We start from the raw sequence: 25,375 nt of genomic DNA, 5'->3' as shown, positions 1-25,375 counted from the left end.
GACCACGCCCCCAGCACCCGGGCCGAGGGCTACGCCCCCTGCACCCCGGATCGGGGCGTGCACCCCGGGCCTGCGGCCCCTGGACCCCGGTTCGCGTTCGTCCGCGGGCCGGTGGGGGCTGGTCGCGCAGTTCCCCGCGCCCCTGAAGGCCCGGGGCTCCGCCCCGGCCCCCGCTCCTCAAACGCCGGAGGGGCCCGACTGCCCCGCCCGAGGGCGCAAGCACCCGAAGCCGCCCGACACACGACCACCGGGCCCCCGAAGGGGCGCGGGGAACGGCGCGAGCAACCACCCACCACCCGCAGACGACGACCGGCCCTTGAAGGGGCGCGGGGAACGGCGCGAGCAACCACCCACCACCCGCAGATGACGACCGGGCCCTGAAGGGGCGCGGGGAACGGCGCGAGCAACCACCCGCTACCGGCAGATGACGACCGGGCCCTGAAGGGGCGCGGGGAACGGCGCGACCAGCCCACCACCATCCGCAGACGACGACCGGGCCCAAAAGGGGACCACCCACCATCCGCAGACGACGACCGGGCCCAAAAAGGGCCGCTCAGAGCAACCACCACACCGACCCAGGACCCAGGGACAACATGACCCCGCACCTCACCGCCCCCGCCACCACCCCCACCGGGCCCACCCGCACCGGCTGGTGGCAGGACGCCGTGATCTACCAGGTCTATCCGCGCAGCTTCGCCGACGCCGACGGCGACGGGATGGGTGACCTCAACGGCGTCCGCGCCCGCCTCCCGTACCTGCGCGACCTCGGTGTCGACGCCGTCTGGCTCTCTCCCTTCTACGCCTCCCCGCAGGCCGACGCCGGCTACGACGTCGCCGACTACCGCGCCATCGACCCGATGTTCGGCACCCTGCACGACGCCGACGCCCTGATCCGCGACGCCCACGACCTCGGGCTGCGCATCATCGTCGACCTCGTCCCCAACCACTCCTCCGACCAGCACGAGTGGTTCAAGCGGGCCCTGCGGGAGGGCCCGGGATCGCCGCTGCGGGCGCGGTACCACTTCCGCCCGGGGCGCGGCGACAGCGGCGAGCTGCCGCCCAACGACTGGGAGTCCATCTTCGGCGGGCCGGCGTGGACCCGTACCGAGGACGGCGAGTGGTACCTGCACCTGTTCGCCCCGGAGCAGCCGGACTTCAACTGGGAGCACCCGGCCGTCGCCGACGAGTTCCGCTCGATCCTGCGGTTCTGGCTGGACATGGGCGTCGACGGGTTCCGCGTCGACGTCGCCCACGGGCTGGTCAAGGCGGCCGGGCTGCCCGACATCGGCGGCAGCGAGCAGCTCAAGCTGCTCGGCAACGATGTCATGCCGTTCTTCGACCAGGACGGAGTCCACGAGATCTACCGCTCCTGGCGGCTGATCCTCGACGAGTACCCCGGCGAGCGCATAGCCGTCGCCGAGGCGTGGACGCCCACCGTGGAGCGTACGGCCCATTACGTACGCCCCGACGAGCTCCACCAGGCCTTCAACTTCCAGTACCTGGGCGCCCCGTGGGACGCGGCCGCGCTGCGGGACGTCATCGACGTCTCGCTCGCCGCGATGCGCCCGGTCGGCGCGCCCGCGACCTGGGTGCTCTCCAACCACGACGTCACCCGGCACGCCACCCGCTTCGCCAACCCGCCGGGCCTGGGCACCCAGTTGCGCACGCCGGGCGACCGTGAGCTGGGGCTGCGCCGGGCGCGGGCCGCGACGCTGCTGATGCTGGCGCTGCCCGGCTCCGCCTACCTCTACCAGGGCGAGGAGCTGGGCCTGCCCGACGTCACCGATCTGCCCGACGAGGTGCGCCAGGACCCGTCCTTCTTCCGCGCCGAGGGCCAGGACGGCTTCCGCGACGGCTGCCGGGTGCCCATCCCGTGGACCCAGGAGGGACCCTCGTACGGCTTCGGCAGCGGCGGCAGCTGGCTGCCGCAGCCCGCCGGCTGGGGCGCGCTCTCCGTCGAGGCCCAGACCGGTGACCCCGGCTCCACCCTGGAGCTCTACCGCGCGGCCCTCGCCGCCCGCCGCGCGCACCCGGGCCTCGGCAGGGGCGACGCCGTCCGCTGGCTGGAGGCCCCCGAGGGCGTCCTCGCCTTCGCCCGCGAGGGGTTCGTCTGCACGGTCAACCTCACCGGCGAGCCGGTCCGGCTGCCCGCGCCCGAGAGCGGGAAGGTCCTGCTCTCCAGCGCGGGCGGCGACGTCCTCGTGGAGGGCGAGGAGTTCGTACTCGACGCCGACACCACCGTGTGGTGGGCGGTGTGACCGACGCCGGGCCGCGCCTCGCCGACATCGCCTCCCAGGCGGCCGTCAGCGAGGCCACGGTCAGCCGGGTGCTCAACGGGCGCCCGGGTGTCGCCGACGCCACCCGCCAGCGGGTGCTCGCGGCCCTGGACGTCCTCGGCTGGGAGCGGCCCGCACGGCTGCGCCACCGCAGCGCCGGCCTGGTCGGCCTGGTCACCCCGGAACTCACCAACCCCATCTTCCCGGCCTTCGCCCAGGCCGTGGAGCAGGTGCTGGCCGGGCACGGCTACACCCCGGTGCTCTGCACCCAGCTGCCCGGCGGGGTGACCGAGGACGAGCTGGTCGAGCAGCTGGAGGAGCGCGGGGTCAACGGCATCGTGTTCCTGTCGGGGCTGCACGCCGACACCGCCGCCGACCCCGCCCGCTATCTGGCGCTGACCGAGCGCGGGGTGCCGTTCGTGCTGGTCAACGGGTACAACGAACGGATCCCCGCCCCCTTCGTCTCACCCGACGACCGTGCGGCGATGACGATGGCGGTGGGCCATCTCGCCGACCTCGGCCACACCCGGATCGGTCTGGCGGCCGGTCCGGCGCGGTATGTGCCCTCGCGGCGCAAGGCCGAGGGGTTCACGGCCGCGCTGGGAGAGCGGTTCGGGCTGCGGGCCGAGGAGGCCGCCGCGTACATCGGGCACACCCTCTTCGGCGTCGAGGGCGGCCAGGTGGCGGCGGGCACGCTGCTCGACCAGGGGTGTACGGGAGTGGTGTGCGCCAGCGACATGATGGCGCTCGGGGCGGTGCGCGCGGCGCGCGAGCGCGGGCTGGCGGTGCCCGGCCAGGTGTCGGTGGTGGGCTTCGACGACTCGCGGCTGATCGCCTTCACCGACCCGCCGCTGACCACCGTGCGCCAGCCGGTGCGGGCGATGGCGGCGGCCGCGGTGGGGGCGCTCCTGGAGGAGATCCGGGGGAATCCGGTGCAGCGGACGGAGTTCGTGTTCCAGCCGGAGCTGGTGGTGCGGGGGTCCACCGCGCGCGTACGGGACTGACCGGCAGACGACCATCCGATGCTCTTCGTACGTTCAGAAGTGGCGTCGACCTGATCATTCCTGGCCTCATTGCGACTGTTTCCCGTTGAACCGGGCCTTCGTGGCGGGAGTGGGCGATCGTCTGGTCCAGACTGTGCCCGTGTTGGGGAATCTTCCAGCGGAGACCACGAGCTTCGTGGGCCGGTCGGCGGAACTGGCCACCCTGGACGGCCTGTTGCGCGACCACCGGCTGGTCACGGTCACCGGCCCGGGCGGCGTGGGCAAATCCCGGCTCGCCCTGCGCGGCGCCCGCGGCCGCCGCGCCTTCTGCCCCGACGGGGTGTGGTGGGTCGAGCTGTCCCCGCTCTGCGACCCCGACCTGCTCGACGCCACCGTCGCCGACCACCTGGGCGTCACCGACCAGAGCGCCCGCAGCGCCGCCGAGGCGCTGTGCGGACGGCTCGCCGACCAACGCCTGCTCCTGGTCCTCGACACCTGCGAACACCTCGTCTCCGCGTGCGGCCACCTCATCGGCGAACTGCTCCAGACCTCGCCCGGGCTCACCGTCCTCGCCACCAGCAGGCAGCCCCTGGGACGCCCCGAGGAACACGTCTTCCCGCTCGGGCCCCTGCCGCCCGGCGGCGCGGCCCTCACCCTCTTCAAGCAGCGCGCCGTGGACGCCGTGCCGCACCTGTCGCTGAAGTCCTTCGAGGCTCCCGCCCGCGCCGAGGCCGCCGCCGCCGTCTGCCGCAGACTCGACGGCATCCCCCTCGCCATCGAACTCGCCGGTGCCCGGCTGCGCCTGTGGAGCGTCGAGCAACTGGCCGAACGGCTCGACTCCCGCTTCGAGATCCTCACCGACACCCGGTCCGACCGGCTGCCCCGGCACCAGACCATGCGCACCGCCATCGGCTGGAGCCACGAGCTGTGCGCCCCGCTGGAACGGCTGCTGTGGGCCCGGCTCTCCGTCTTCGCGGGCGGTTTCGACCTCGCGGCCGCCCAGGACGTCGCCGCGGGCGGCCCGCTCGCCCCCGAGGCCGTCGGCCCCGCGCTCGCCGGTCTCGCCGCCAAGTCCGTCGTCCGGCCCGGCGCGCACCGCGGCCGGACCGGCTACCGGATGCTCGACACCATCCGCGAGTACGGCCGCCAGTGGCTCGGCGAACTCGGCGAGGAGACGGCCGTGGCCCGCCGGCACGCCGAGCGCTGCCGCCGGCTGGTCCGCGCCGCGGAGACCGCCTGGCTGGGCCCGGAGCAGGTCGAGTGGTACGAACGGCTGGAAGGCGAACAGGCCGATCTGCGCGCGGCCCTGGAGCACCTGCTCGCCCACGACCCCGGCGCCGCGCTCGACCTGGCCGCCTCGCTCTGGTTCTTCTGGTTCTGCTGCGGCCATCTGCACGAGGGCCGCGGCTATCTGGAGCGCGCCCTCGACCTCGTCCCCGGCCCCGGCCACCATCGCGACCGCGCCGAGTGGGCGCTCGGCGCCATCGCCCTCCTCCAGGGCGACCTGGAGACCGCGCTGCGCCACGGCCGGCGGTCCGTCGCCCGCGCCACGGACCCCGAGTCCCGGCTGCGCGCCGCCTACCTGCTCGGCGTCGCCGTCCTGATGCCCGGCGACGCGGAGGGCGCCCTCGACGTCTGCACCCCCGCCATCGACGCGGCCGCCGTGGCGTTCTCGCCCGGACTCGCCCTGTGCGCGCTCGTCCGCGTCTACGCCCTCGCCAACCTGGGCCGCCACGAGGAGGCCGCCGCCGAGGCCACCTGGCTGCGCGACGAGTGCGCGAGCCGCGGGGAGCGCTGGCTGCGGGCGTACGCCGACTACACGCTCGCCGTCATCGCGCTGGAGCTGGGCCGCGCCACCGAGGCCGCCGAGCACGCCCGCGCCATGCTGGCCGGCAAACGGCTGCTCCACGACAGCTTCGGCATCGCCCTCGGCCTCGACCTGCTCGCCTGCGCGCTCGCCGCGCGGGGCGACGGCGAGGAGGGCGCCCTGGTCCTCGGCATCGGGCAGGAGTACTGGCGTACCGTCGGCAAGGCCCAGATGGGCGCGCCCCGGCTCACCGCCGTCCGCGAGGAGTGCGAGCGCCGGGCCAGGGCCGCGCTGGGCGACCAGGCGTACGACAGCGCCTTCCACCGGGGGGTGCGCGCCGGGCTCGACCAGGGGCTCAGCCACGCCCTCAAGGGTGACTTCGCCCAGGGGGGGTGACCCCGGGGGCGGCCCACGCTCTCCCGCGTGGACGTCCCGCCGCGGCTCACGGGGACGGCTTGGGCGGTGCGCCGCGCGCGGTTCAGCCGAGCCGCTTCTCCATGAGGACGACGGCGTAGCCGCTGCCGCCCCCGCCCTCCTTGAAGGGCTGCTCGCCCGCCACCGCGTACCCGGCCCGCTCGTAGTAGGCGCGCAGCCCGGGGCTCGAGGCCTTGAAGTCCAGGCGGGACAGCGGGCGCCCGGCCGCCGCGATGCGCCGCTCGGCGTGGGCGAGCAGGGCCCGGCCGGTCCCGGCGGGGGCCAGCGCGCGGTCCGTCATCAGCCGGTGCACATAGCCCGCCTCCGGCGGCCGCACGCCCCAGGCGGGCTCGTCGCGCCACCACAGCTCGTACGCCCCGGCCGCCCGCCCGTCGGCGGTCAGCGCCAGCCAGACCTCGCCCTCGGCGATGCGCCGGCGGAAGTGGTCCGCGTCCCTCTCGCCGGGCCGCCACTGGTCGATGCCGCTGTCCCGCATCCAGCGGGCGGCGCCGTCGTACAGCGCCACGAGCGTGGGCAGGTCCTCGTCAAAGGCGAGGCGGAAGGAGAGCGTCTCCGCGGGTGTCGTCATGGTGATCAACGTAAGGGCCCGGCGGATTCAGCGGGGCGCCAGGGCCGTCAGCCGGCTCACCAGGTCCCCGAACGGGCCGTCCGCCGGCTCGTCCGCGAGCATCCGCAGGACCACCGCCGCCATCTCCTCGTCGTAGGCCGCGCTCACCGCCGCCAGCGCCGCGAAGTCGTGGACCAGCTGCAACTCCAGCTCGGCGCGCGGGATACGGCGGCCGTCCAGCCAGATCAGAGCCGTGCACTCGGCGAGCGAGACCCAGGAGCGCACCACCAACTCCAGCCGGGCGGGCGGGTCCTGGACGCCGAGGTGGGCGAGGATCTGGAGGTAGGCGGCGTGCCGCACCTCGTCGATCATGGCGTTGGCGGTGGTCGAGTTGCCCGCCGAGGCCGCGGGGCCGCCCCGCATCAGCGCGGCGAAGCCCGGGCCGTGGCCCTCGACGAAGTCGAAGAAGCGGCCCATCACCCGCAGCAGCCGGGCCCCCAGCGGCCCCTCGTGCGGCTCGACGAACCGGGCCGCCAGCTCGTCGGCGGCCATCCGCAGCGCCGCCTCGTACAGGCTCTGCTTGCCGGGGAAGTAGTGGTAGACGAGCGGCCGGGATATCCCGGCCGCCGCCGCTATCTCGTCGATGGACACGTCGTCGGGGGAGCGGTGGCTGAACAGCTCCAGCGCGACCCCGATCAGCTGCCGCCTGCGCTCTTCGACGCCCATCCTGCGCCGCACCCCGGTCGTCATGCGAACAGGGTACCTACAGGTCGAGCACGAGTTTCCGTCCCCGGCAGCGGGAGACGCAGATCAGCATGGAGTCCTCGCGCTCCGCGTCCGTGAGCAGCTCGTCCTGGTGGTCCACCTCGCCCTCCAGGACCCGCTGTTGACAGGTTCCGCAGAAACCCTGCTCGCACGAGTACGAGAGGTGAGGCAGCTCCTCGCGGACCGTGGCGAGCACCGAGAGGCCCGCCGGGACGGTGAGCGTGCGGCCCGTGCGGCGCAGTTCGACCTCGAAGGTGCCGAGCTGCGCGGTGCCGGCGCCGGGCGTGAACCGCTCCAGATGGAGGGCCCGCCCCTCGGGCAGGGCCGCCGCCACGGCGTCCATCAGCGGCTCGGGGCCGCAGCAGTACACCGCCGCGCCCTCGTCCGTACCGGCCAGGAAGGCGGCCACATCGGGCAGTCCGGCCTCGTCCCCCGGCACCACGGTGACCCGCCCGTCCCCCGCCCCCAGCTTCTCGATCTCGTCCAGGAACGGCATGGAGGCCCGCGACCGGCCCCCGTACAGCAGCCGCCACGCGCCGCCCGCCGCCTCGACGGCCCGCAGCATGGGCAGCACCGGGGTGATGCCGATGCCGCCGGCGACGAACGCGTACGAGGGCGCCGCGGTCAGCGGGAAGCGGTTGCGCGGCCCGCGCACGACCAGTCCGGTGCCCTCGCGCAGCAGCTCGTGGACTTCGCGCGAGCCGCCCCGCCCGTCCTCGATCAGCCGGGTGGCGACGGTGTAGGCGGAGCGGTCGGCCGGGTCGCCGCAGAGCGAGTACTGCCGGACGAGGCCGGACGGCAGCAGCAGGTCGAGATGGGCGCCCGGCCGCCACGCGGGCAGCGGCGCGCCCGTCGGCGAGGCGAGCCGCAGCAGCGCCACGCCCTCGGCGGGCACGGCCCGTTCGGCGACGGTGAGCCGCAGCGAGGCGGCCCTGCGCCCGCCCTGCCCCGACACGGGCGTCTCCAGCGCGGGCAGCGGCCACAGCGGGGAGGCGGCGATCCGGCGGCGCACCGTCCGCCGCACCAGCAGCGCCGCCCCCGCGGCCAGCACCACGGAGCTCGTGCGCGGCATGTCAGCGGCCTCCGTTGGCGCCGGGCGAGCTCGCCAGATAAGCCACGGCCTGCGCGGTCGAACCCTCCTGCGAGGGGTGGTACGTACGGCTGAGATAGCGCGGGATCGAGCGCGCCATCGCCCCGGCGGTCGGCAGCGTGCCCTGCCGTCCGGAGCGCAGGAAGGCGCCGAACGTGGCCTTGCCGTCCGCAAGCGTGGGGTCGTTCTCCATGAAGAAGCGGGCGCCGCGCTGCCAGAGGAAGACCAGCGCGGTGAACGCGGTCGCCCAGGTCCGCACCCGGCGCCGGTAGCCGCCGTCGACGTGCTGGAAGAGGTCGAAGGCGACCGAGCGGTGCTCGACCTCCTCGGCGCCGTGCCAGCGCAGCAGGTCCAGCATCACCGCGTCGGCGCCGCGCGCGTCCAGGGTGTCCGCGTTGAGGATCCAGTCGCCCAGGAACGCCGTGTAGTGCTCGATCGCCGCGATGGTGGCGACCCGCTCCATCAGCCACCACCGGCGCGCCCGCCCCGGAGGCAGCGTCCGGTCGCCGAGGAGCTTCTCGAAGAGCCAGTCGACCTGCGCGGTGTACGGGGTGGGGTCGAGGCCGAGCACCTTGAGGTGGGGGAGCACGTCGTCGTGGGCCGCGGCGTGCGTGGCCTCCTGGCCGATGAACCCGATGACGTCCTCGCGCAGCCGCTCGTCGCGTATGTACGGCAGCACCTGCTTGTACACGTGCACGAACCAGCGCTCGCCCGCCGGGAGCAGCAGATGCAGCACGTTGATGGTGTGCCCGGTGAACGGGTCGCCGGGTATCCAGTGGAGCGGCGTCTCCTCCCAGGCGAACGAGACGTTCCTGGCCTTGAGCTCCTGGTGCTCCGAGACCACCGGAGCGGGCTGCGGCGTATTAGACATGGCGTCAATGTACTGACGGGTAAGCATCGGGAACAGGGGTCTGCGCGGAGTTGTCCGGACGAATCCGGTGCGGATCCCCCCCGCCCCCGGCCCGCCCCCGCCCGCCCGGGCTCAGCGCAGGGCGGTGACCTCGGTGCCGTCCGCGAGGCGCCCGCCCAGCTGGGCGCGGGCGCCCTCCTGGGTGCGCACCGCGAGGAGATGGCCGCGCTCGGCCGCCTCGACACCGCCGGAGACGGCCACCTTGACCAGGTCCTCGCTGCCCGCGGCCAGCACGTACCAGTGCCCGCCCCGGGACTTCCACAGCACCCCGGCCAGCACCTGCGGCCGGTGCGTGCCGCAGGCGGCGCTGTCGTCGGCGCGCGCGGCGACCGCGCCCGCGGTGCCCTTCGGCGCCCCCGGCGCCTGGAACTGGGCGAGCACCCTGCTGTCCGTGCCGGACCAGGTGTCGGCCCGGGTGCAGAGCCAGGCGGCGGTCCCGTTGGCCTCGGGCAGCGGCTGCCGCGCGTACTGCCAGGCGTTCACCGTCCGGACGCCGTGCGAGCGGACCGTGGGGAGCAGGCAGGCGGTACGGGCCCAGGCCTCGCGGGCGGCGGTGCCGGTGACGTCCCTGGGCGCGTCCGGCGGCCCCCAGGTGAGGCGGGCGGGCGCGAGCTCGCCGAGGTCGGTGAGGAGCCGCGCGGCCGCGTTGCCGCCGTCCTCGCGCAGTTGGAGCACGTCCCAGGAGGCGCAGTCGCGGGCCTGCGCGGGCGAGACCAGCGGGACGGTCACGCCGTCCCCGTCACGGACCAGCGGGCGGGGGGCCGCCGCCGGGTCGAGCAGGTCCCGCACGGCCGCCTCGCGCACCCAGGGGGCGGTCAGATAGCGCACGTTGCCGTCGGTGCGGCCGACCACCAGCGCCCCGGCGGACGCGGCGTCCGCGCCGTCCACGCGCGCGAAGTCGAGTGCCGCGCCCGCGGTGCCGTCCAGCGGCTCCGCGTACCGGGCGACCCGCAGACCGTCGTAGAAGAGCACCACCGAGGCCCGGTCGACCTTGCCCGCGTACAGCAGCTGGGGCGCGCCCATCGGCGGACCCGAGGGCGTCCTCGGCGTGGCGGAGACCTGCACGGAGCGGCCCGGCCGCGCCCAGACGGCGAGCGCGCGCCGCAGCAGCGCGCTGTCGCCGGTGAGGGAGCCCCGGGCGGGCCAGACGGAGAAGTCGGTGCGGGCCGAGGTGCGCCACACCCCCGCGTCCACCCGGACGACCCGGCTCGGGTCGAGGGCGGCCTCGGCGGCGGGATTGCGCGCGTACGGCGGCGCGGCGGCGCCGTCCGGGCCCCAGCCGTCGCCCGGCAGCCCGAGCAGCGTGCCGCAGACCGCCAGCGCCGCGGCGGCGACCAGGGCGGCGCGCAGGTGCTGGCGGCGGCGCATCAGGTCGGTGGGCCGGGCCTGGAGCGAGCAGGGGTCGAACTCGGCGGCCTCCAGGAGCGCCGCCGCGGCGCCGGGCTCACCCGCCTCCTCCACGGCGGCGCCGGCGTCCTCGACCCCCACGGCGTCGAGCTCCCTGCGCACCTCCGCGTCGCTCAGCCGGTCCAGGCCGCGCAGCACGAAGGCGGCCCGCGCGGGCCCGCTGAGCGCGGAGAGCCGCTGGTCCAGGGCGAGTTCGTCCGCCCCGCCGGAGCGGGGGAACAGCCGCAGCCCCCACACCTGCGGCAGCACCGGCGGCAACTGCGCCCGCTTGGGCCACGCCCGCCGCCGCAGCGGCAGCCCGGCCTCCAGCGCCTGCCGCACGACCTGGCGCCGCACGAACCCGTACCCCGGGTCGCCGCGCCGGGGCGCCGGGATCGCCGCCCGGGTGGCGGCGCGGCCCCGGGGCAGCGAGCGCTGCACCAGCGCGTGCGCGGTCAGCACCCGGCGGTTGCGCCCGAGGGAGGGCGGCAGCACGAGGTAGGCGAGCCGGGTCAGCCGGGGATAGTGCTCCACGAGAGCGGCTTCGGCCTGCTCGATGCCGACGGGGGTGGGGCGGGTGAGGATGTCCTGGGGCGGGGCCACGTTCAGCAAAACGAGCGAATCGTGGGATGGTCACCGCGCCCGTCGCCGCCCGGTCCCCGCCCGTGGGGCCGCGCCCGGCTCAGGGGGCGCTCGTCAGCCGGGCACGCAGGCGCCCGAGCGCCCCGTCGTCCACCCCGAGACCGTCCCGCGCGTACGCCTCCATCGACCCGTACCGCGACGCCACCTCCTCCAGGCCCGCCGCCAGGTACTCCGGCACCACCCCGATCACCGCCAGGGCCACCTCCGGGTCGCCGCCCTGCGCCGTGAACCCCTCGACCAGCGGCGCGAACGCCTGCCGCACCGCCGCGTTCACCGCCAGGTACTCCCGCTCCACCACCTCCCGCTCCGCCCCCAGCAGCGACAGCAGCACCGTCGCCCCCCACCCCGTACGGTCCTTGCCCGCCGTGCAGTGGAAGAGCAGCGGCCCCGCCCCCTCTTCCGCCAGCTCCCGCAGCAGCGTCCCGTACGCGGCCCGGGCCGACGCCGACGTCACCAGCCCCCGGTAGAGGTCCTCGAAGACCGTCCGCGCCCGGCCGCCGCCGAGGTGCTGCTCGGCCGCCACCGGGTCGGCCAGCACCCGCCGCAGCCGGGCGGCCGGGGGCGCCCCGTGGGCGCTCACCGCGTCGGCCAGCGCGTCCGCGACGACCAGCCGCGCCCCGTCCGGCAGCCGGTCGGGCCGCTCGGCGCGCTCGGCGTCCGTACGGAGGTCGACGACGGTACGGAGCCCGAGCCCGGCCACCGCCGGGTCGCCGGCCGGGTCGAACCGGTCGAGCGCCCCGGCCCGGAAGACCAGGCCGGACCGGACCGTACGGCCCCCGGCGAGCGGCGTACCGCCGAGATCGCGGAGGTTGGCGACGCTGGTGGCGGGGATCGCGGTCATGGGCGGACGCACTCCTGGGGCAGGGGCGGCCGGGCGCGGGCCGCCAGGTCGGTGCAGAGGTCGGTGCGGCCGGTGCCGCTGTCAAGTGGGTGTGCGACCGCGGAGGGAGCCGGGGCCGCGTGCGCGGGGTGTGCCGCCCCGGCGGCGGGCCCGGGCCGGGGGCTTCCGCCGGGCCCGGCGCCGTACGCCTCGGCGGGTTCCACGGGGGTCGGCGGGCTCGGCTTCACGGTCACGGTCTCGGTGCTCCTCGTGTCGTCGGGGGGCGCCGGCAGGCGCCTGCGGAGCGCACGGTGACGGCGTGGCGACTGTCGGGTCACGGGGCCACTGAAATGGCCAAATGCCCACGGGGAGGGGGTGGTTGAAGGCACGATGGAGGTATGCGCACCCTTGTACGAGCGGCCCTGGCAGCCGCGGTCGTGACCCTAGCCGCGGGCTGCGGCGGGGGCGGCCACGACGCGCCCAAGACGGCCGGCGGAACCCTCGAAGAGATAGCGGCCCAGGCCGCCTGCAAGCCGAAGATCTCCACCGACGCGGCCGAGCTCCGGCAGGCCAACTGCGACACCGCGGACGGCCGGTACGTCCTGGCGACCTTCGCCACGGACCGGGGCCAGCGGGAGTGGATCAACGGAGCCAAGGACTACGGCGGCGCCTATCTGGTGGGCCGCAAGTGGGTCGCCGTGGGCGACGAGAGCGTGGTCGACGCACTGCGCGGCCGGCTCGGTGGGAGTGTCGAGACCGGGACCAACCATTCCGGACACCACCACATGAGCTGACCGCGCAGTGTGCGTGCTCCCCCGGGTGGGGTGACCCGGGGGAGCCCATCAGGGGGAGCGGGTGTTTCCAGGCGCGTGCGCGCCCTGTCGGTCAGGCGCAGCTGCGCCCCGTGTTGATGCAGGTCACCGCCTTCCTCATCAGCGAGTCGCTGAAGACGTTGATGAAGTCACCGTGATCGGTGACTGGCTTGTGGAGCTGCTCGGGGAAGGAGTCGACGGCGAACCCGGGGCCCGGCGGCACGGCGTACACGATCCGCTGCTGGAGCTGCGGGATCGCCTTGAAGCCGCGCGGGCACGCACCGTTCCGGCCGGCGAAGGCCACATGCGTCCGGTGGTTCGCGCTGTCCGTGTTCTTCCCGTCCCAGCAGCTCTGGAAATTGAAGGTGCGGACGACTTTGCTGCCCTGGGGGCAGATCGGGTACTTCTCCTTGAGCTGGCGGTTCTCGAATCCGGTGCAGCTCCAGGACGCGTTGGCATTCGCGTTGCCGTTGGTGAAGGCCTTCGCGTCGCCGGTGATGATCCGCAGAAAGCGCGGCATGGCGGTGACCTTGCTGACGGGATTTCCGGCGAGCTTGATGGTCACCTGGGAGGGCGTCTGGATCTTTCCGACGTTCTTGTCCCGGCCGCCGCCGTCCGCGTTGGCGTCGTTCTCGTTCTGCCCGTTCTGAAGGCGCAGGACGGGCCAGTAATAGGTGGACTTGTCGCCCTGATTGCGGCAACTGGTGCCGCCCCTGGCCAGATCGGCGTCGCTGGAGAAGGCGTCGGTCGCCTGGTTTCCGACGTAGTCGTGCATATGGTGGGCGCCATTGCTCACGCCCGGCGCGACGATGACGTTGTCGGGGTTCCGCTTGGCGTTCTGGTTGACGCCGCAGCTGCTGGTGAAGAACCCGGTCGAGCCGTTGCGCTGGGTGCGGGGGGCCTGGACGTTCGGCCGTACGGAACGGATGTCGACGAAGTCGCTCTTCACGGGCCCGTTCCCGACGTTCTGCCCCTGGTTCTGGCCCTGACCTTGGCCCTGCCCCTGGTTCTGGCCCTGGTTCTGGCCCTGGTTCTGGCCCTGACCAGGCCATTGACCCTGGCCTTGGTTCTGGCCCTGGTTCTGGGCCCCTGCGGCGGCTTGTCCGCCGCCCCCGCCCCTGGCGTCGTCGTCCGCGCGCAGGGTGCACGGCGCGAGGCCCTGCATGCCCTGCGGCTGGTGTCCGCCGCTGCGGCCGACCGCCACCGCGATCCGGTCGAGCGACGCCGTCCGCTTGTCCTTCAGCGGGCCCAGTACGGCTTGCTGGGCATAGCCGGGATCGCGGTCGACCTGGTCCTTGTTCGAGGCGAACTTCTCGTAGGCGTCGGTGATCTGCGTATCGATGGCCGCCAGTTCCCGGTCCACCTCGGGGCGGGCCGGTTCCGGCACGTCCGGAAGGCTGTTGGACACGTCCGGGCAGTCGATCGTCGACGCGTTCGTCACCGGGGCGGCCCGTACCTGGGCCTTTCCCGGATCGTCACTCGCCGAGGCGTACACATTCACCGCGACAAGGCCGCCCCCACCGATGAAGAGTGCCGCGGCGGCCATCGTCATCCGCCGAGGGAAGGTCGGCCGTTTTCGTATTGAGCGTCCCATGGAACTCCTTCGCTTGAAGCAGCGCGTCGTTCCATACGCAAGGGGCGCGTGGGGCGTTCAACGCCCCGGCTTTTTCGTAGGTATCTCCAGGAACACCGGTCAGCGCTTGACCGCGCGCAACACCACGAACTTCGGGTCGCTGGCGACGAGTTCGCTGTTGCCGAAGAGCCGCTGGAGCTTGAGGTGGTAGCCCAGGTGCCGGTTGCCGACGACCCACAGCTCACCGCCCGGCCGCAGCGCCTCGCGCGCGTCCGTGAACATCCGCGTGGAGGTGCGGTCGGTGGTCGCCTGGTGGGTGTGGAACGGCGGGTTGTTGAGCACCAGGTCGGCCGTGCCCGGCGGGAACCCGCTCAGCCCGTCGCCGAGCCGGAACTCGGCGTCGGCCTCCCGCGCCGCGCCCGCGCAGAGCCGGAAGGTCGCGCGGGCCGAGGCGATCGCCTGGTGCGACTCGTCGGTGAACACCACGTGCGCCTCGGGGTTGGCGAGCGCCGCCGCCGTCCCCACGATGCCGTTGCCGCAGCCGAGGTCGACGACCCGGTCCGGGCCCGTACGCGTGGGCAGGTGCTGGAGCAGGAAGCGGGTGCCGATGTCGAGGCGGTCGGCGCAGAACACGCCCGCGTAGTTGGTGACGGCGAGCCCGGAGGCGGGCCCGATGCCCATCTCCAGCGAGTACGTCAGCGGCCACGGGTTCACCGGCCGGGCCAGGTCCGGGTCCGGCTCGCAGAAGATCAGCCGGGCCTTCTTCTCGGCCAGCGAGGTCTTCGTCGGGCCGAGCAGGCGCTCGAAGAGGTTCAGGGTGGAGGTGTGGATGTCCTTCACCATGCCGGCGCCGACGACCACGGTGTCCGCGTGCACGGCGGGCGCGAGCCGGTGCAGCTGGTCCTCCAGGAGGGCCAGGCTCTTCGGTACGCGCACCAGCAGCGCGTCCACCCGGGCGGGCGGCTCGTCGTGGGTGGACAGCAGCGTGACGGACCCCTCCGGCACCCCCGCCCGCGCGAGGTTGGCCCGGGTCGCCTCCTGGCCCAGGAACGACTCGCTGATCTGGGTGAGCGAGCCCGCGCCCCGGCCCGCGAGGGCGGTCGTCAGGGCGCCCCAGCGGTCCCCGAGGGCGACCACGGACCCCGAGAGGCCGATGCCCTCCAGATGCCGCAGCAGATACTCGTCGGCGGCGTCCCAGGCTCGCAGCTGGTCGCGCGGGTCCTCGGGAAAACGGGTCAGCTCGTACGCGCCCCAGGGCGTGGTCATCGGATTCATTGCTTGCCAGGCTAACCCGCCGGGACCCACGCCCCGCGCCACCCGCGCGCGCGGGGCGCCCGGGCCGCCGCCGGTGGCCGGGGCACGGGCCCGTCCCCGGGGGCGCGGGAAACTGCGCTCCCGCCGCCCGCTGCCCCCGGCCGTACACCACGCACACCCGAAGCGCGCTCGGGCCGCCCGCTCAGGCCCGCTCAGGCCCGCTCGAGATAGGCCAGCACGGCCAGCACCCGGCGGTTGTCGTCGTCGGACACCGGCAGGCCCAGCTTCGCGAAGATGTTGGAGGTGTGCTTCGCGACCGCCCGCTCGGTCACCACGAGCTGCTGCGCGATCGCCGCGTTGGACCGCCCCTGGGCCACCAGCTCCATGACCTCCAGCTCGCGCGGCGTGAGAGCGCCCACCGGCGACTCCCGCGCCTGCCGGGACAGGAGCTGCGAGATCACCTGCGGGTCCATCGCGGTGCCCCCGCCCGCCACCCGCCGCACCGCGTCCACGAACTGCTCCGCGTCGAAGACCCGGTCCTTCAGCAGATAGCCGACCCCGCCGTTGCCGTCGGCCAGCAGCTCGCGCGCGTACAACTGCTCCACGTGCTGGGACAGGACGAGCACCGGCAGCCCCGGCCGGACCCGCCGCGCGGCCAGCGCGCACTGGAGGCCCTCGTCGGTGTGCGTGGGCGGCAGCCGTACGTCCACGATCGCCACGTCCGGCTCCGACTCGGCCAGGGCCCTGGTCAGTTCGGGCCCGCTCTCGACCGCCGCGACCACCTCGAAGCCGAACGCCTCCAGCAGCCGTACGAGCCCGTCGCGGAGCAGGAAGAGGTCTTCGGCTAGGACAACACGCAAGGAATCTCCATGGTCACCATGGTGGGGCCGCCCACGGGACTGCTGACGGCCAGGACGCCGTCGAATGTACCCAGTCGCCGCTCCAGGCCGCTCAGCCCGGACCCGCCCCCGACCCGCGCCCCGCCGCGCCCGTCGTCGGTGACGGTGACGCGCAGCGCCCCCCGGTCGTCCGCGTACGACAGGTCGACCCAGATCCGGTCCGCGCCGGCGTGCTTGACCGCGTTGGTGAGGACCTCGCTGACGGCGAAGTACGCGGCCGACTCCACCGGGGCGTCCGCCCGTCCGGCCGGCAGTTGTACGTCGACCTCGACCGGCACCGGCAGGCGCAGCGCCAGCGCGCGCACCGCGTCCCCCAGACCGCGCTCGGCCAGCACCGGCGGGTGGATGCCGCGGACGAGGTCGCGCAGTTCGGTCAGTGCCTCGGCGGACGACTCGCGCGCCCGGGCGAGCAGCGCCTTGGCCTGCGCGGGGTCCTTCTCGATCAGCGCCTCGACGGTCCCCAGGCTCATGCCGACCGCGACGAGCCGGGCCTGTGCCCCGTCGTGCAGGTCGCGCTCGATGCGGCGCAGTTCGGCGGCCGAGGTGTCCACGGCGTCGTGCCGGGTCTCGGTCAGGCGCTCCACCCGCAGGGCGAGCGCCTGTTCCCGGGTGGGGGAGAGCAGGGACCGGCTCATCGCGAAGTTGGCCCGGATGAGGGCCGGGTTCACCCACAGGCCGAGGACGGCGTAAGCGATGCCGAGGACCGCCGCCAGGTTGGCCGTCGACTGCGAGGTGATGTGGAGGAAGGTGAACCACAGGCCGCCGCCCGCCTCGTCGATCGGCTTCCAGACGCCCGCCGCGAGCACCGTGCCCCACACGCTGTAGAGGAGCAGCGCGGGCGCCAGCGCGGCGACGAGGCCGCCCGCCGTCATGTCGACGAACAGCCACTCCAGGTCGCGCCAGGTCGCCGGGTCCTTCAGGAGCAGCCGGCACCGCTCGGCCGTACCCAGGGCCCCGGCCCGCTGCTCGCGGGGGAGCGGCCGGTAGGGCACGGCGATCTCCATCCCCAGCCACTCCCGGGCGAGGGCGCGGCGCCGGTTGGCGTACACCCGTACCGCGTCGAGCACGGCCGGGGTGGTGAACACCCCGACGCCGACGGGGATCAGGGCGATCGACACGACGGTCAGGGTGAACAGGAAGATCCCGACGGCCATGGCGCTGGTCGACAGACCGACCCCCCTGCCGCCGGCGAGCAGCCCCGCCCGTATACGCGTCACCATCGTCCTCATCCCCCTTCGTGGGTCCCGCGTGCCTGCGGACCCCAGTCTGGCCGCGCCGCACGGGTGCGGTCACGGGGCCGGTCCCCCCGGCCGGGGTGTACCTGGCACCACCCCCTGACCTCGTATCCTGCCCTCCCGCCGGTCACGGGAGAGCAGGTGCCGGGGGCGCGGGCGGCTCAGGGGGCGTACTTGTAGCCCACCCGCCGGACCGTCTGGATCGCGTGGCGGTGGCCGGCGCCCAGCTTGCGGCGCAGCCGGGCGACGTGGACGTCCACGGTCCGGCCGTCGCCGACGTGGCCGTACCCCCACACCGTGGTCACCAACTGGTCGCGGGTGTGCACCCGCTGAGGGTTCGCCACGAAGTGCGCCAGCAGCTCGAATTCGAGGTACGTGAGGTCGAGCGTGCGGCCGTCGACCTCGGCGGTGCGGCGGGCGGTGTCGATGCGGACGAGCGTGTCGCCCCCGGCCGCCGTGTCCGCGTCCGAGTCCGCGCCCGGCTCCCCGGCCACCGGGACCGGGAAGGGCGCGGCGGCGAGCGGCGGCTGCTGGTCGGCCGGGAGGAGGACCAGATAGCCGACCATCGGCGGCCGGCCGGGCAGCGAGGGCAGGGTGTGCGGGGGCGCGGGCAGCCAGGTCGCGCCCGGCGGGAGGAAGTCGGCGACCGTGCCGGTGGCGGCCACTTCGTCGCGGTCGACGGCACGGAGGCGATGGCGTCCCGGCGGGACGGGGGCGGGGCGGGCAGCGGTCGCAGCGGAGGTGGAGAAGACAGGGGCGTTCGCCATGAGAGGTCAGCTCTTTCGCGCGGAGTCGTCGGGGGACGTACGTCGTCGCGCGCGGGCCGAAGGCCTTCGGGTGAGGGGAGGCTTTAGAGGGCCGGCGCGTTCGTCGCGCGGCAACACACCCGGTCGAAGTCGTGGTGCTGACGGGACGGCCAGAACGGTTCCAGGTCGCTGCGACCTGTCGCGGGGTTCGGATGGCTGGCCATGCGCATATTGAACCAGACGCCCCCGGCGGCGAGCAGTGGCCTCCCCCACACCGGTACGGGAATCGGCCGCACGATGGCCGGAACTCGCCCTGCCACCAAGCCCGGAGGGCGCCCACCGCGTGTGCGGGGGCGCCCTCGGAAGCACGGCGGACGGCTCAGACCTGGCCGGCCTTCTCCAGGCCCGTGCAGCAGGTCTCGACGATCAGCCGGGTCACCACGTACGGGTCGACGTTCGCGTTGGGGCGGCGGTCCTCGATGTAGCCCTTCTTGTCCACCTCGACCTGCCACGGGATGCGCACCGAGGCGCCGCGGTCCGAGACGCCGTAGGAGTACTCGTTCCACGGGGCGGTCTCGTGCAGACCGGTCAGGCGGTCGTCGATGCCGGCGCCGTAGTTCTTGACGTGGTCCATGGGCTTGGAGCCCTCACCGAGCGACTCGCACGCGGTGATGATCGCGTCGTAACCCTCGCGCATCGCCCTGGTGGAGAAGTTGGTGTGCGCGCCCGCGCCGTTCCAGTCGCCCTTCACCGGCTTCGGGTCGAGCGTCGCGGAGACGTTGAACTCCTCGGCCGTGCGGTAGAGCAGCCAGCGCGCGATCCACAGCTGGTCGGAGACCTCCAGCGGGCCGACCGGGCCGACCTGGAACTCCCACTGGCCCGGCATGACCTCGGCGTTGATGCCGGAGATGCTGAGGCCCGCGGCGAGGCAGTGGTCGAGGTGCTTCTCGACGATCTCGCGGCCGAAGATCTCGTCGGCGCCGACACCGCAGTAGTAGCCGCCCTGCGCGGCGGGGAAGCCGCCGACGGGGAAGCCCAGCGGGCGGGCGCCGTCGAAGAACGTGTACTCCTGCTCGATGCCGAAGATGGGCTCCTGCGCGGCGAACCGCTCGGCGACCGGACGCAGCTGGGCGCGCGTGTTCGAGGCGTGCGGCGTGCCGTCGATGTCCAGGACCTCGCACAGGACGAGGAGGTTGTCGCCGCCGCGGATCGGGTCCGGGCAGGAGAAGACCGGCTTCAGGACCCGGTCGGACGCGTGGCCCTCGGCCTGGTTGGTGGAGGAGCCGTCGAAGCCCCACACCGGCAGCTCGGCGCCGTCCGGCACACCCGCTATGATCTTGGTCTTCGAGCGGAGCTTGGCGGTCGGCTCGGTGCCGTCGATCCAGATGTACTCAGCCTTGAACGTCACGGAAGCCATCCTTTGCGGGAGCTGCTGGTGGTGCGGGAGCCGCGGTGCGGCGGGGCCGCCGGCGCCGTGCGGGGCGTCCGGGCTGCTGGGGGCAGCCTCACATCCCGGGATTTCCCGTCCGTTGCCCGCATGTGAACCCGGTGTTACCCGGGTTTCGTCCGTGACCCCATGGGTTTCCCCAGCGGCCGACGAGCACACTGATCGGTATGACCGACGTATCCGGCGCCGCACCGGCCCCCGCAGCCCGCCCCGCACCCCTCCGTGTCGGCCTCCTCGGCACCGGCCCCTGGGCGGCCGCCACCCACGCCCCCGCGCTCGCCGCGCACCCGGACGTCGCGTTCGCCGGGGTCTGGGGACGCCGCCGGGAAGCCGCGGCCGAACTCGCCGCCGAGCACTCCGTTCCCGTGTACGAGGACGTGGACGAGCTGTTCGCGGCGTGCGACGCGGTCGCCTTCGCGCTGCCCCCGGACGTCCAGGCACCGCTCGCCGTACGGGCGGCCGGGGCCGGCTGCCACCTGCTGCTCGACAAGCCGGTCGCCACGGACGCGGCCCGGGCGCGCGAGGTCGCGGAGGCGGCGCGCCGCGCCCAGGTCGCCTCCGTGGTCTTCTTCACCCTGCGCTTCGCCCCGGGTACGGCCGGGTGGATCGACCGGCGGGCCGCGTCGGACGGCTGGTTCACCGCGCACGCGCACTGGCTCGGCTCGCTCTTCACCCCCGGCGCCGCCCCGAGCCCGTACGCCGCCTCGCCCTGGCGCCGGGAGAAGGGCGCGCTGTGGGACGTCGGCCCGCACGTCCTGTCGGTGCTGCTGCCGGTGCTCGGCGAGGTGACCCGGGTGACGGCCGCGCCCGGCCCCGACGACACCGTCCATCTGATCCTGCGCCACGCCTCCGGCGCCTCCGCCACGGTGACGCTGGGCTTCGCCGCGCCCCAGGCCGTGGCGGGGGTGGGCGTGGAACTCCTGGGCGAGCGGGGCGCGGAGCGGCTCCCGGACTGGGGCGGCGCGGCCGAGGCGTTCGCGGCGGCGCTGGACGCGCTGGTGACCGCGGCCCGGGGCGGGGAACCGCACCCGTGCGACGCGGGGTTCGGAGCGCGGGTGAGCGAACTGCTGGCGGAGGCGGAACGGCAGTTGGGGGACGGGTGAGGGGGAGGGGGTGCGCTGAGGGGGGGACGGGCTGAGGGGCGGGGCGGGCTGACGGTCGGGCGAGCTGACAGGCCGGGCGGGCTGACAGGCTGGGGCGGGCTGACAGGCGGGGGCGGGCGTGCCCGCCCCAGGTCTCACCGGGAGAGCGCGTCCCGTACCGCCTCCTCGGTGCGTCCCACCACCGCCGTCCCGTCATCCGCCGTGATGATCGGACGCTGGATGAGCTTCGGGTGTGCGGCGAGCGCGGCGATCCAGCGCCCTCGGGAACCGTCCTCGCGCGGCCACTCCTTGAGCCCGAGCTCCTTCGCCTCGGCCTCCTGGGTGCGCGTGATGTCCCACGGCTCCAGTCCGAGCCGGTCGAGCACGGCCCGGATCTCGTCCTCGGACGGCACGTCCTCCAGGTAGCGGCGGACGGTGTACGAGGCGCCCTCGGCGTCCAGCAGGTCGACGGCGCTGCGGCACTTGGAACAGGCGGGGTTGATCCAGATCTCCATGGGGGACACGGTACCGCCGGTACCCCTGTGACCTGCTCAAAGACCGTCCGACCAGCGGCGATTGTCAGTGGTGGGCAGTAAAATCGAGGCAGTTCGTGAGGGTTCCCGACAGCCCAGGAGGATGCCCATGGCCGCTGCCGTACTGACGTCGCGCGCCCCGCAACAGCTGTCCCTGATGTCCCTGAAGAAGGTACCGCTGCCCGCCGGACGCCCGCGGGTGTGGTACGAGACGCACAACAGGCGCCTCAAGGCGATGCGCCTGGCCATCGCGCTGCTCGACACCGGGGTCTACCAGCCCGAGCACGCGCCCAACCGCAAGATACGAAGCACGGCGGAGCTGATCGGCGTACACCCGCCGTCGGACACGACATGCCGAATGGTCCGGGCCCTGCTCCGCTCGGGCCGCTGACGCGGGGGTGCCGCGCCCGGGGGAAAATGGGGCGCGGCACTCACGGAGGGCTTCGCGCGTCCGCTCTTCGGAGCGATCGCCAACGCCTCGCCGGCGTGGGGTCCCCTCGCGGGCCTGTCCAGGAGTCACACCGGCGCCCCACGGGGCCCATGTCCTCGCGGGTACACGTGAGGGCCGTCATCCTCGGGGAATGGCGGCCCTCACTCGCGCGTCTGGCGGCGGGTTCCCGGGGTCTGGCCCCGGCTCACCCGCTCGCGCTCTTTAGATGTCGAAGTACAGCTCGAACTCGTGCGGGTGCGGCCGCAGCTGGATCGGGGCGATTTCCGCCGTGCGCTTGTAGTCGATCCACGTCTCGATCAGGTCGGACGTGAAGACGCCGCCCGCCTGGAGGTACTCGTTGTCGGCCTCCAGGGCCTCCAGTACCGCCGGGAGGGAGGTGGGGACCTGGGGGACGCCCGCGTGCTCCTCGGGGGCGAGCTCGTAGAGGTCCTTGTCGATCGGCTCGGCCGGCTCGATCTTGTTCTTGATGCCGTCCAGGCCGGCGAGGAGCAGCGCCGAGAAGGCGAGGTACGGGTTCGAGGACGGGTCCGGGGCGCGGAACTCGACGCGCTTGGCCTTCGGGTTCGAGCCCGTGATCGGGATGCGCATCGCGGCGGAGCGGTTGCGCTGCGAGTACACCAGGTTGACCGGGGCCTCGAAGCCGGGGACCAGGCGGTGGTAGGAGTTCACCGTCGGGTTGGTGAAGGCCAGCAGCGACGGGGCGTGCTTGAGGATGCCGCCGATGTAGTAGCGGGCGGTGTCCGACAGGCCCGCGTAGCCCTGCTCGTCGTAGAAGAGCGGCTCGCCGCCGGTCCACAGGGACTGGTGGACGTGCATGCCGGAGCCGTTGTCACCGAAGATCGGCTTCGGCATGAAGGTCGCGGTCTTGCCGTTGCGCCAGGCGACGTTCTTCACGATGTACTTGAAGAGCATCAGGTCGTCGGCCGCGGCCAGCAGCGTGTTGAACTTGTAGTTGATCTCCGCCTGGCCGGCCGTGCCCACCTCGTGGTGCTGGCGCTCGACCTGGAGGCCGGACTTCTCCAGCTCCAGGGAGATCTCGGCCCGCAGGTCGGCGAAGTGGTCCACCGGCGGGGCCGGGAAGTAGCCGCCCTTGTAGCGGACCTTGTAGCCGCGGTTGTCGTTCTCCGCACCGGTGTTCCAGGCGCCGGCCTCGGAGTCGATGTGGTAGAAGCCCTGGTTCGCCGAGGTCTCGAAGCGCACGCTGTCGAAGACGTAGAACTCGGCCTCGGGGCCGAAGTACGCCGTGTCCGCGATGCCGGTCGACGCGAGGTAGGCCTCGGCCTTCTTGGCGATGTTGCGCGGGTCGCGGCTGTACTGCTCGCCCGTGATCGGGTCGTGGATGAAGAAGTTGATGTTCAGCGTCTTGTCGCGGCGGAACGGGTCCAGGCGCGCGGTCGACAGGTCGGCGCGCAGCGCCATGTCGGACTCGTGGATCGCCTGGAAGCCGCGGATCGACGAACCGTCGAACGCCAGCTCCTCGGCCGGGTCGAACGCCGTCGCCGGGATCGTGAAGTGCTGCATCACGCCGGGAAGGTCGCAGAACCGGACGTCGACCATCTTGACGTCATTGTCCGCGATGTACTTCTTGGCGTCGTCGGCGTTCTGGAACATCCAACTCCTCCTACTCCCGTCCGGGGGAGACGGGGTTGTAGCTCGTGGTGCGGCCAGTGCGGTGGCACACGCTGGACCCGACCATAGGCAGGCGGGATTTCTCAAGCGTGACCCGTTTGTTTCGCCCAAGTTAACCGGGACCCGGGCAGGGGTCACATCAGGACCCGTACAAATCGGATATACCTGGTCCTCTGGGCCATCCCGGGGGTGGGGGCGCGAACACCGGCCGGTACCGTGGAAGCGTGGACAACAGGCAAGCAATCGGATCGTGGCTCTCCGGGCCCAAGGCGGCGGCCGAGGAGATGGGCGTCGACTTCGGTTACCGGGGCGAGCAGCTCGGTCTGCCGGAGGAGGGGCCGGGCGCCATCGCCCCCCTGGGTCGGCGCTTCGGCGCCATCTTCATCGACTGGTCGGTGAGCGCCCTGATCGCATACGGGCTGCTCGCGCACCGCCAGCTCCACCTCACCAACAACTGGGCGCTCGTCGTCTTCCTGGTGATGAGCGTCCTGACCGTCGGCACGGTCGGCGCCACGCCCGGCAAGCGCCTCCTGCGCCTGCGCCTCATCGCCGAGGGCGGCGGGCGCCTCAGCTTCCCGCGCGCCCTGCTGCGCAGCGTGCTGCTGTGCCTCGCCGTCCCGGCCCTGGTCTGGGACCGCGACAGCCGAGGCCTCCACGACCGTTTGGCGCGAGCGATCCAGGTCCGGATCTAGCAACGTCCGGATCTGGCAACCCCGATCCGGGTCGGGATCCAGCAACCCCGATCCAGCAACCCCGATCCGGCGGCCCCGGATCCGGCAACCCCCTGGGGGCGCCCGGAGGGCCGCCCTTTCAGGGGCGCGGGGAACTGCGCGACCAGCCACATCCGGCCCGCGGCCGGACACGCCCGCGTACATAAGGAAGGGGCCCGGCAGAACCTCTCGGTTCTGCCGGGCCCCTTACCCGTTCGCCCCAGCGGAGCGTCAGCGCGCCTTCCCGCCGCGCGGCATCCGCATCCCCTTGGGCATCGGCCCCTTGGGAAGCGGCATGTTGCTCATGAGGTCGCCCATCGCGCGCAGCCGGTCGTTGGCCGCGGTGACCTGCGGCCCGGCCAGGACCCGCGGGAGCTTCAGCAGCGTGGTGCGGAGCTTCTTCAGGGGCACCTGGCCCTCTCCGTCGCCGACCACCACGTCGTGGACGGGGACGTCCACCACGATCCGCGCCATCTTCTTCTTCTCGGCCGCCAGCAGCGACTTCACCCGGTTCGGGTTGCCCTCGGCCACCAGCACGATGCCGGCCCTGCCGACCGCCCGGTGCACGACGTCCTGGCTGCGGTTCATCGCCACCGCCGGGGTCGTCGTCCAGCCGCGGCCGATGTTCTGGAGCACCGCGGCCGCGGCCCCCGGCTGTCCTTCCATCTGCCCGAAGGCAGCGCGCTCGGCACGGCGTCCGAAGACGATCGCCATGGCGAGGAAGGCCAGCAGGAAGCCGAGGATGCCCAGGTAGATGGGGTGACCGATCAGGAACCCGAGCGCGAGGAAGACACCGAAGGTGACGATTCCGACTGCCGCGACGACGAGACCGACCTTGGAGTCGGCCTTGCGGGTCATCTTGTACGTGAGGGCGATCTGCTTCAGTCGCCCGGTGTTCGCAGTAGTGTCTGCGATTTCCTTCCTCGCCATGAAGCGAAGTTTACGTGGCTCAGGGCCGACGGCTAGCCACGGCCTCCAGTACGTGCTGGGCCTCGGTCCGGTCCTTGGCGCGGCGGCGGTCCTCCAGGACCGCCGTCCAGGCGTTGCGGCGGGCCGTGCGCTGGCCGGCGGCCAGCAGGACGGACTCCATGGCACGCAGTGCGTCGGTGACGGACGGGAGCGCGGTGGCGCGTACGGTCGTCGCGGACTGCATCGTGGGGTCCTCCCTAGGACGGGACAGCAGCGGGGCGTGCACGCGGGCGCACACACGGGGAGCGTGCGCGGTGCGTGAAGACAGCGTCACTGACTGGTGTTACCAGGGCGTGTCCGGACGGTCAAACGGCAATGAAACCTTGACGCCCGCCGAAGAAACGGCGACGCGGCCCCCGCGCCCCTCCTACCTG

Annotated in this window: 24 protein-coding genes; 7 read left to right on the top strand and 17 right to left on the bottom strand. The window is 73.6% G+C overall.

The genetic code is table 11. The annotated features are described in order from the left end of the window. Positions 1-593 precede the first annotated feature (593 nt). From AC069K_RS22440 to AC069K_RS22430, 3 genes are all read left to right on the top strand, one after another. Entirely contained in the window at positions 594-2,258 is a 1,665-nt protein-coding gene (locus tag AC069K_RS22440) for a glycoside hydrolase family 13 protein (RefSeq protein ID WP_478618960.1), read from the top strand. Continuing rightward, on the top strand, positions 2,243-3,280 hold the full coding sequence (locus AC069K_RS22435) for a LacI family DNA-binding transcriptional regulator (protein ID WP_478618957.1): 1,038 nt from the start codon (positions 2,243-2,245) through the stop codon (positions 3,278-3,280). The genes AC069K_RS22440 and AC069K_RS22435 overlap by 16 nt, the downstream gene beginning before the upstream one ends. Positions 3,281-3,419: 139 nt before the next feature. Beyond that, the gene (locus AC069K_RS22430; protein ID WP_478618954.1) at positions 3,420-5,462 is read left to right on the top strand and encodes an ATP-binding protein; all 2,043 of its coding nucleotides are present in this window, start codon (positions 3,420-3,422) and stop codon (positions 5,460-5,462) included. An 82-nt stretch (positions 5,463-5,544) separates the two neighbouring features. Here the strand turns inward: AC069K_RS22430 and AC069K_RS22425 are convergent, their stop codons facing one another. The 7 genes from AC069K_RS22425 to AC069K_RS22395 all read right to left on the bottom strand — a co-directional run bounded on the left by AC069K_RS22425 (position 5,545) and on the right by AC069K_RS22395 (position 11,915). Continuing rightward, positions 5,545-6,069 (bottom strand): N-acetyltransferase family protein, encoded by a 525-nt coding sequence (locus tag AC069K_RS22425; protein WP_478618952.1) that lies wholly within the window; start codon positions 6,067-6,069, stop codon positions 5,545-5,547. Positions 6,070-6,096: 27 nt separating this feature from the next. Further along, positions 6,097-6,798 (bottom strand): TetR/AcrR family transcriptional regulator, encoded by a 702-nt coding sequence (locus AC069K_RS22420; RefSeq protein WP_478618949.1) that lies wholly within the window; start codon positions 6,796-6,798, stop codon positions 6,097-6,099. Between the two features lie 13 nt (positions 6,799-6,811). Then, positions 6,812-7,885: a PDR/VanB family oxidoreductase gene (locus tag AC069K_RS22415; RefSeq protein ID WP_478618946.1), complete on the bottom strand. Its 1,074-nt coding sequence runs from the start codon at positions 7,883-7,885 to the stop codon at positions 6,812-6,814. Between the two features lies 1 nt (position 7,886). Further along, entirely contained in the window at positions 7,887-8,774 is an 888-nt protein-coding gene (locus AC069K_RS22410; protein WP_478618943.1) for a metal-dependent hydrolase, read from the bottom strand. Between the two features lie 111 nt (positions 8,775-8,885). Then, on the bottom strand, positions 8,886-10,811 hold the full coding sequence (locus AC069K_RS22405; RefSeq protein WP_365110121.1) for a hypothetical protein: 1,926 nt from the start codon (positions 10,809-10,811) through the stop codon (positions 8,886-8,888). Positions 10,812-10,881: 70 nt separating this feature from the next. Further along, positions 10,882-11,682 (bottom strand): tyrosine-protein phosphatase, encoded by an 801-nt coding sequence (locus AC069K_RS22400; protein WP_365110118.1) that lies wholly within the window; start codon positions 11,680-11,682, stop codon positions 10,882-10,884. Further along, positions 11,679-11,915, bottom strand: a complete 237-nt coding sequence (locus AC069K_RS22395) for a hypothetical protein (RefSeq protein ID WP_365110115.1) — start codon at positions 11,913-11,915, stop codon at positions 11,679-11,681. The genes AC069K_RS22400 and AC069K_RS22395 overlap by 4 nt, the downstream gene beginning before the upstream one ends. Positions 11,916-12,059: 144 nt before the next feature. Here AC069K_RS22395 and AC069K_RS22390 point away from each other — a divergent pair, with 144 nt between their 5' ends. Continuing rightward, positions 12,060-12,455: a hypothetical protein gene (locus AC069K_RS22390; protein WP_365110113.1), complete on the top strand. Its 396-nt coding sequence runs from the start codon at positions 12,060-12,062 to the stop codon at positions 12,453-12,455. 91 nt (positions 12,456-12,546) lie between these two features. Here the strand turns inward: AC069K_RS22390 and AC069K_RS22385 are convergent, their stop codons facing one another. From AC069K_RS22385 to glnII, 6 genes are all read right to left on the bottom strand, one after another. Further along, positions 12,547-14,067: a DUF1996 domain-containing protein gene (locus AC069K_RS22385; protein ID WP_478618938.1), complete on the bottom strand. Its 1,521-nt coding sequence runs from the start codon at positions 14,065-14,067 to the stop codon at positions 12,547-12,549. A 99-nt stretch (positions 14,068-14,166) separates the two neighbouring features. Then, positions 14,167-15,312: a methyltransferase gene (locus tag AC069K_RS22380; RefSeq protein ID WP_478619404.1), complete on the bottom strand. Its 1,146-nt coding sequence runs from the start codon at positions 15,310-15,312 to the stop codon at positions 14,167-14,169. A gap of 200 nt (positions 15,313-15,512) precedes the next feature. Next, a complete protein-coding gene (locus AC069K_RS22375) occupies positions 15,513-16,160 on the bottom strand; it encodes a response regulator transcription factor (protein WP_365110107.1) in 648 nt (215 codons plus the stop codon). Further along, on the bottom strand, positions 16,145-17,428 hold the full coding sequence (locus AC069K_RS22370; RefSeq protein WP_478618933.1) for a sensor histidine kinase: 1,284 nt from the start codon (positions 17,426-17,428) through the stop codon (positions 16,145-16,147). Before AC069K_RS22370 ends, AC069K_RS22375 begins: the two co-directional genes overlap by 16 nt. A gap of 167 nt (positions 17,429-17,595) precedes the next feature. Continuing rightward, positions 17,596-18,201 (bottom strand): winged helix-turn-helix domain-containing protein, encoded by a 606-nt coding sequence (locus AC069K_RS22365; protein ID WP_478618930.1) that lies wholly within the window; start codon positions 18,199-18,201, stop codon positions 17,596-17,598. A 358-nt stretch (positions 18,202-18,559) separates the two neighbouring features. Continuing rightward, on the bottom strand, positions 18,560-19,588 hold the full coding sequence (gene glnII, locus AC069K_RS22360) for a glutamine synthetase (RefSeq protein ID WP_358832875.1): 1,029 nt from the start codon (positions 19,586-19,588) through the stop codon (positions 18,560-18,562). A 206-nt stretch (positions 19,589-19,794) separates the two neighbouring features. Between glnII and AC069K_RS22355 the strand changes: the two genes are divergently transcribed. Beyond that, a complete protein-coding gene (locus AC069K_RS22355; protein ID WP_478618926.1) occupies positions 19,795-20,730 on the top strand; it encodes a Gfo/Idh/MocA family protein in 936 nt (311 codons plus the stop codon). A 134-nt stretch (positions 20,731-20,864) separates the two neighbouring features. Here AC069K_RS22355 and AC069K_RS22350 read toward each other — a convergent pair whose 3' ends face one another. Beyond that, positions 20,865-21,224 (bottom strand): arsenate reductase family protein, encoded by a 360-nt coding sequence (locus AC069K_RS22350; protein WP_478618923.1) that lies wholly within the window; start codon positions 21,222-21,224, stop codon positions 20,865-20,867. A 127-nt stretch (positions 21,225-21,351) separates the two neighbouring features. On the opposite strand from AC069K_RS22350, the gene AC069K_RS22345 reads away from it, so the two are divergent. Next, positions 21,352-21,633 (top strand): hypothetical protein, encoded by a 282-nt coding sequence (locus tag AC069K_RS22345; protein ID WP_365110092.1) that lies wholly within the window; start codon positions 21,352-21,354, stop codon positions 21,631-21,633. Between the two features lie 261 nt (positions 21,634-21,894). Here AC069K_RS22345 and glnA read toward each other — a convergent pair whose 3' ends face one another. Further along, positions 21,895-23,304, bottom strand: coding sequence for a type I glutamate--ammonia ligase (gene glnA, locus AC069K_RS22340; protein WP_358834225.1), 1,410 nt, complete (start codon positions 23,302-23,304; stop codon positions 21,895-21,897). A gap of 242 nt (positions 23,305-23,546) precedes the next feature. Here glnA and AC069K_RS22335 point away from each other — a divergent pair, with 242 nt between their 5' ends. Then, positions 23,547-24,014, top strand: a complete 468-nt coding sequence (locus AC069K_RS22335; protein ID WP_478618918.1) for an RDD family protein — start codon at positions 23,547-23,549, stop codon at positions 24,012-24,014. A 249-nt stretch (positions 24,015-24,263) separates the two neighbouring features. On the opposite strand, the gene AC069K_RS22330 is transcribed toward AC069K_RS22335, so the two are convergent. Beyond that, positions 24,264-24,962 carry a DUF4191 domain-containing protein gene (locus AC069K_RS22330; protein ID WP_358834223.1) on the bottom strand — a complete coding sequence of 233 codons (699 nt, stop codon included), beginning with the start codon at positions 24,960-24,962 and terminating at the stop codon, positions 24,264-24,266. Between the two features lie 19 nt (positions 24,963-24,981). Further along, complete coding sequence (locus tag AC069K_RS22325) at positions 24,982-25,185, bottom strand: SCO2195 family GlnR-regulated protein (RefSeq protein ID WP_358834222.1); 204 nt, start codon at positions 25,183-25,185, stop codon at positions 24,982-24,984. Between the last annotated feature and the right edge of the window lie 190 nt (positions 25,186-25,375).

The sequence above is a fragment of the Streptomyces sp. NPDC043908 genome (assembly GCF_056435525.1).
Note: the sequence above shows the minus strand (reverse complement) of the source record. Positions and strands in the feature narration are given on the sequence as shown.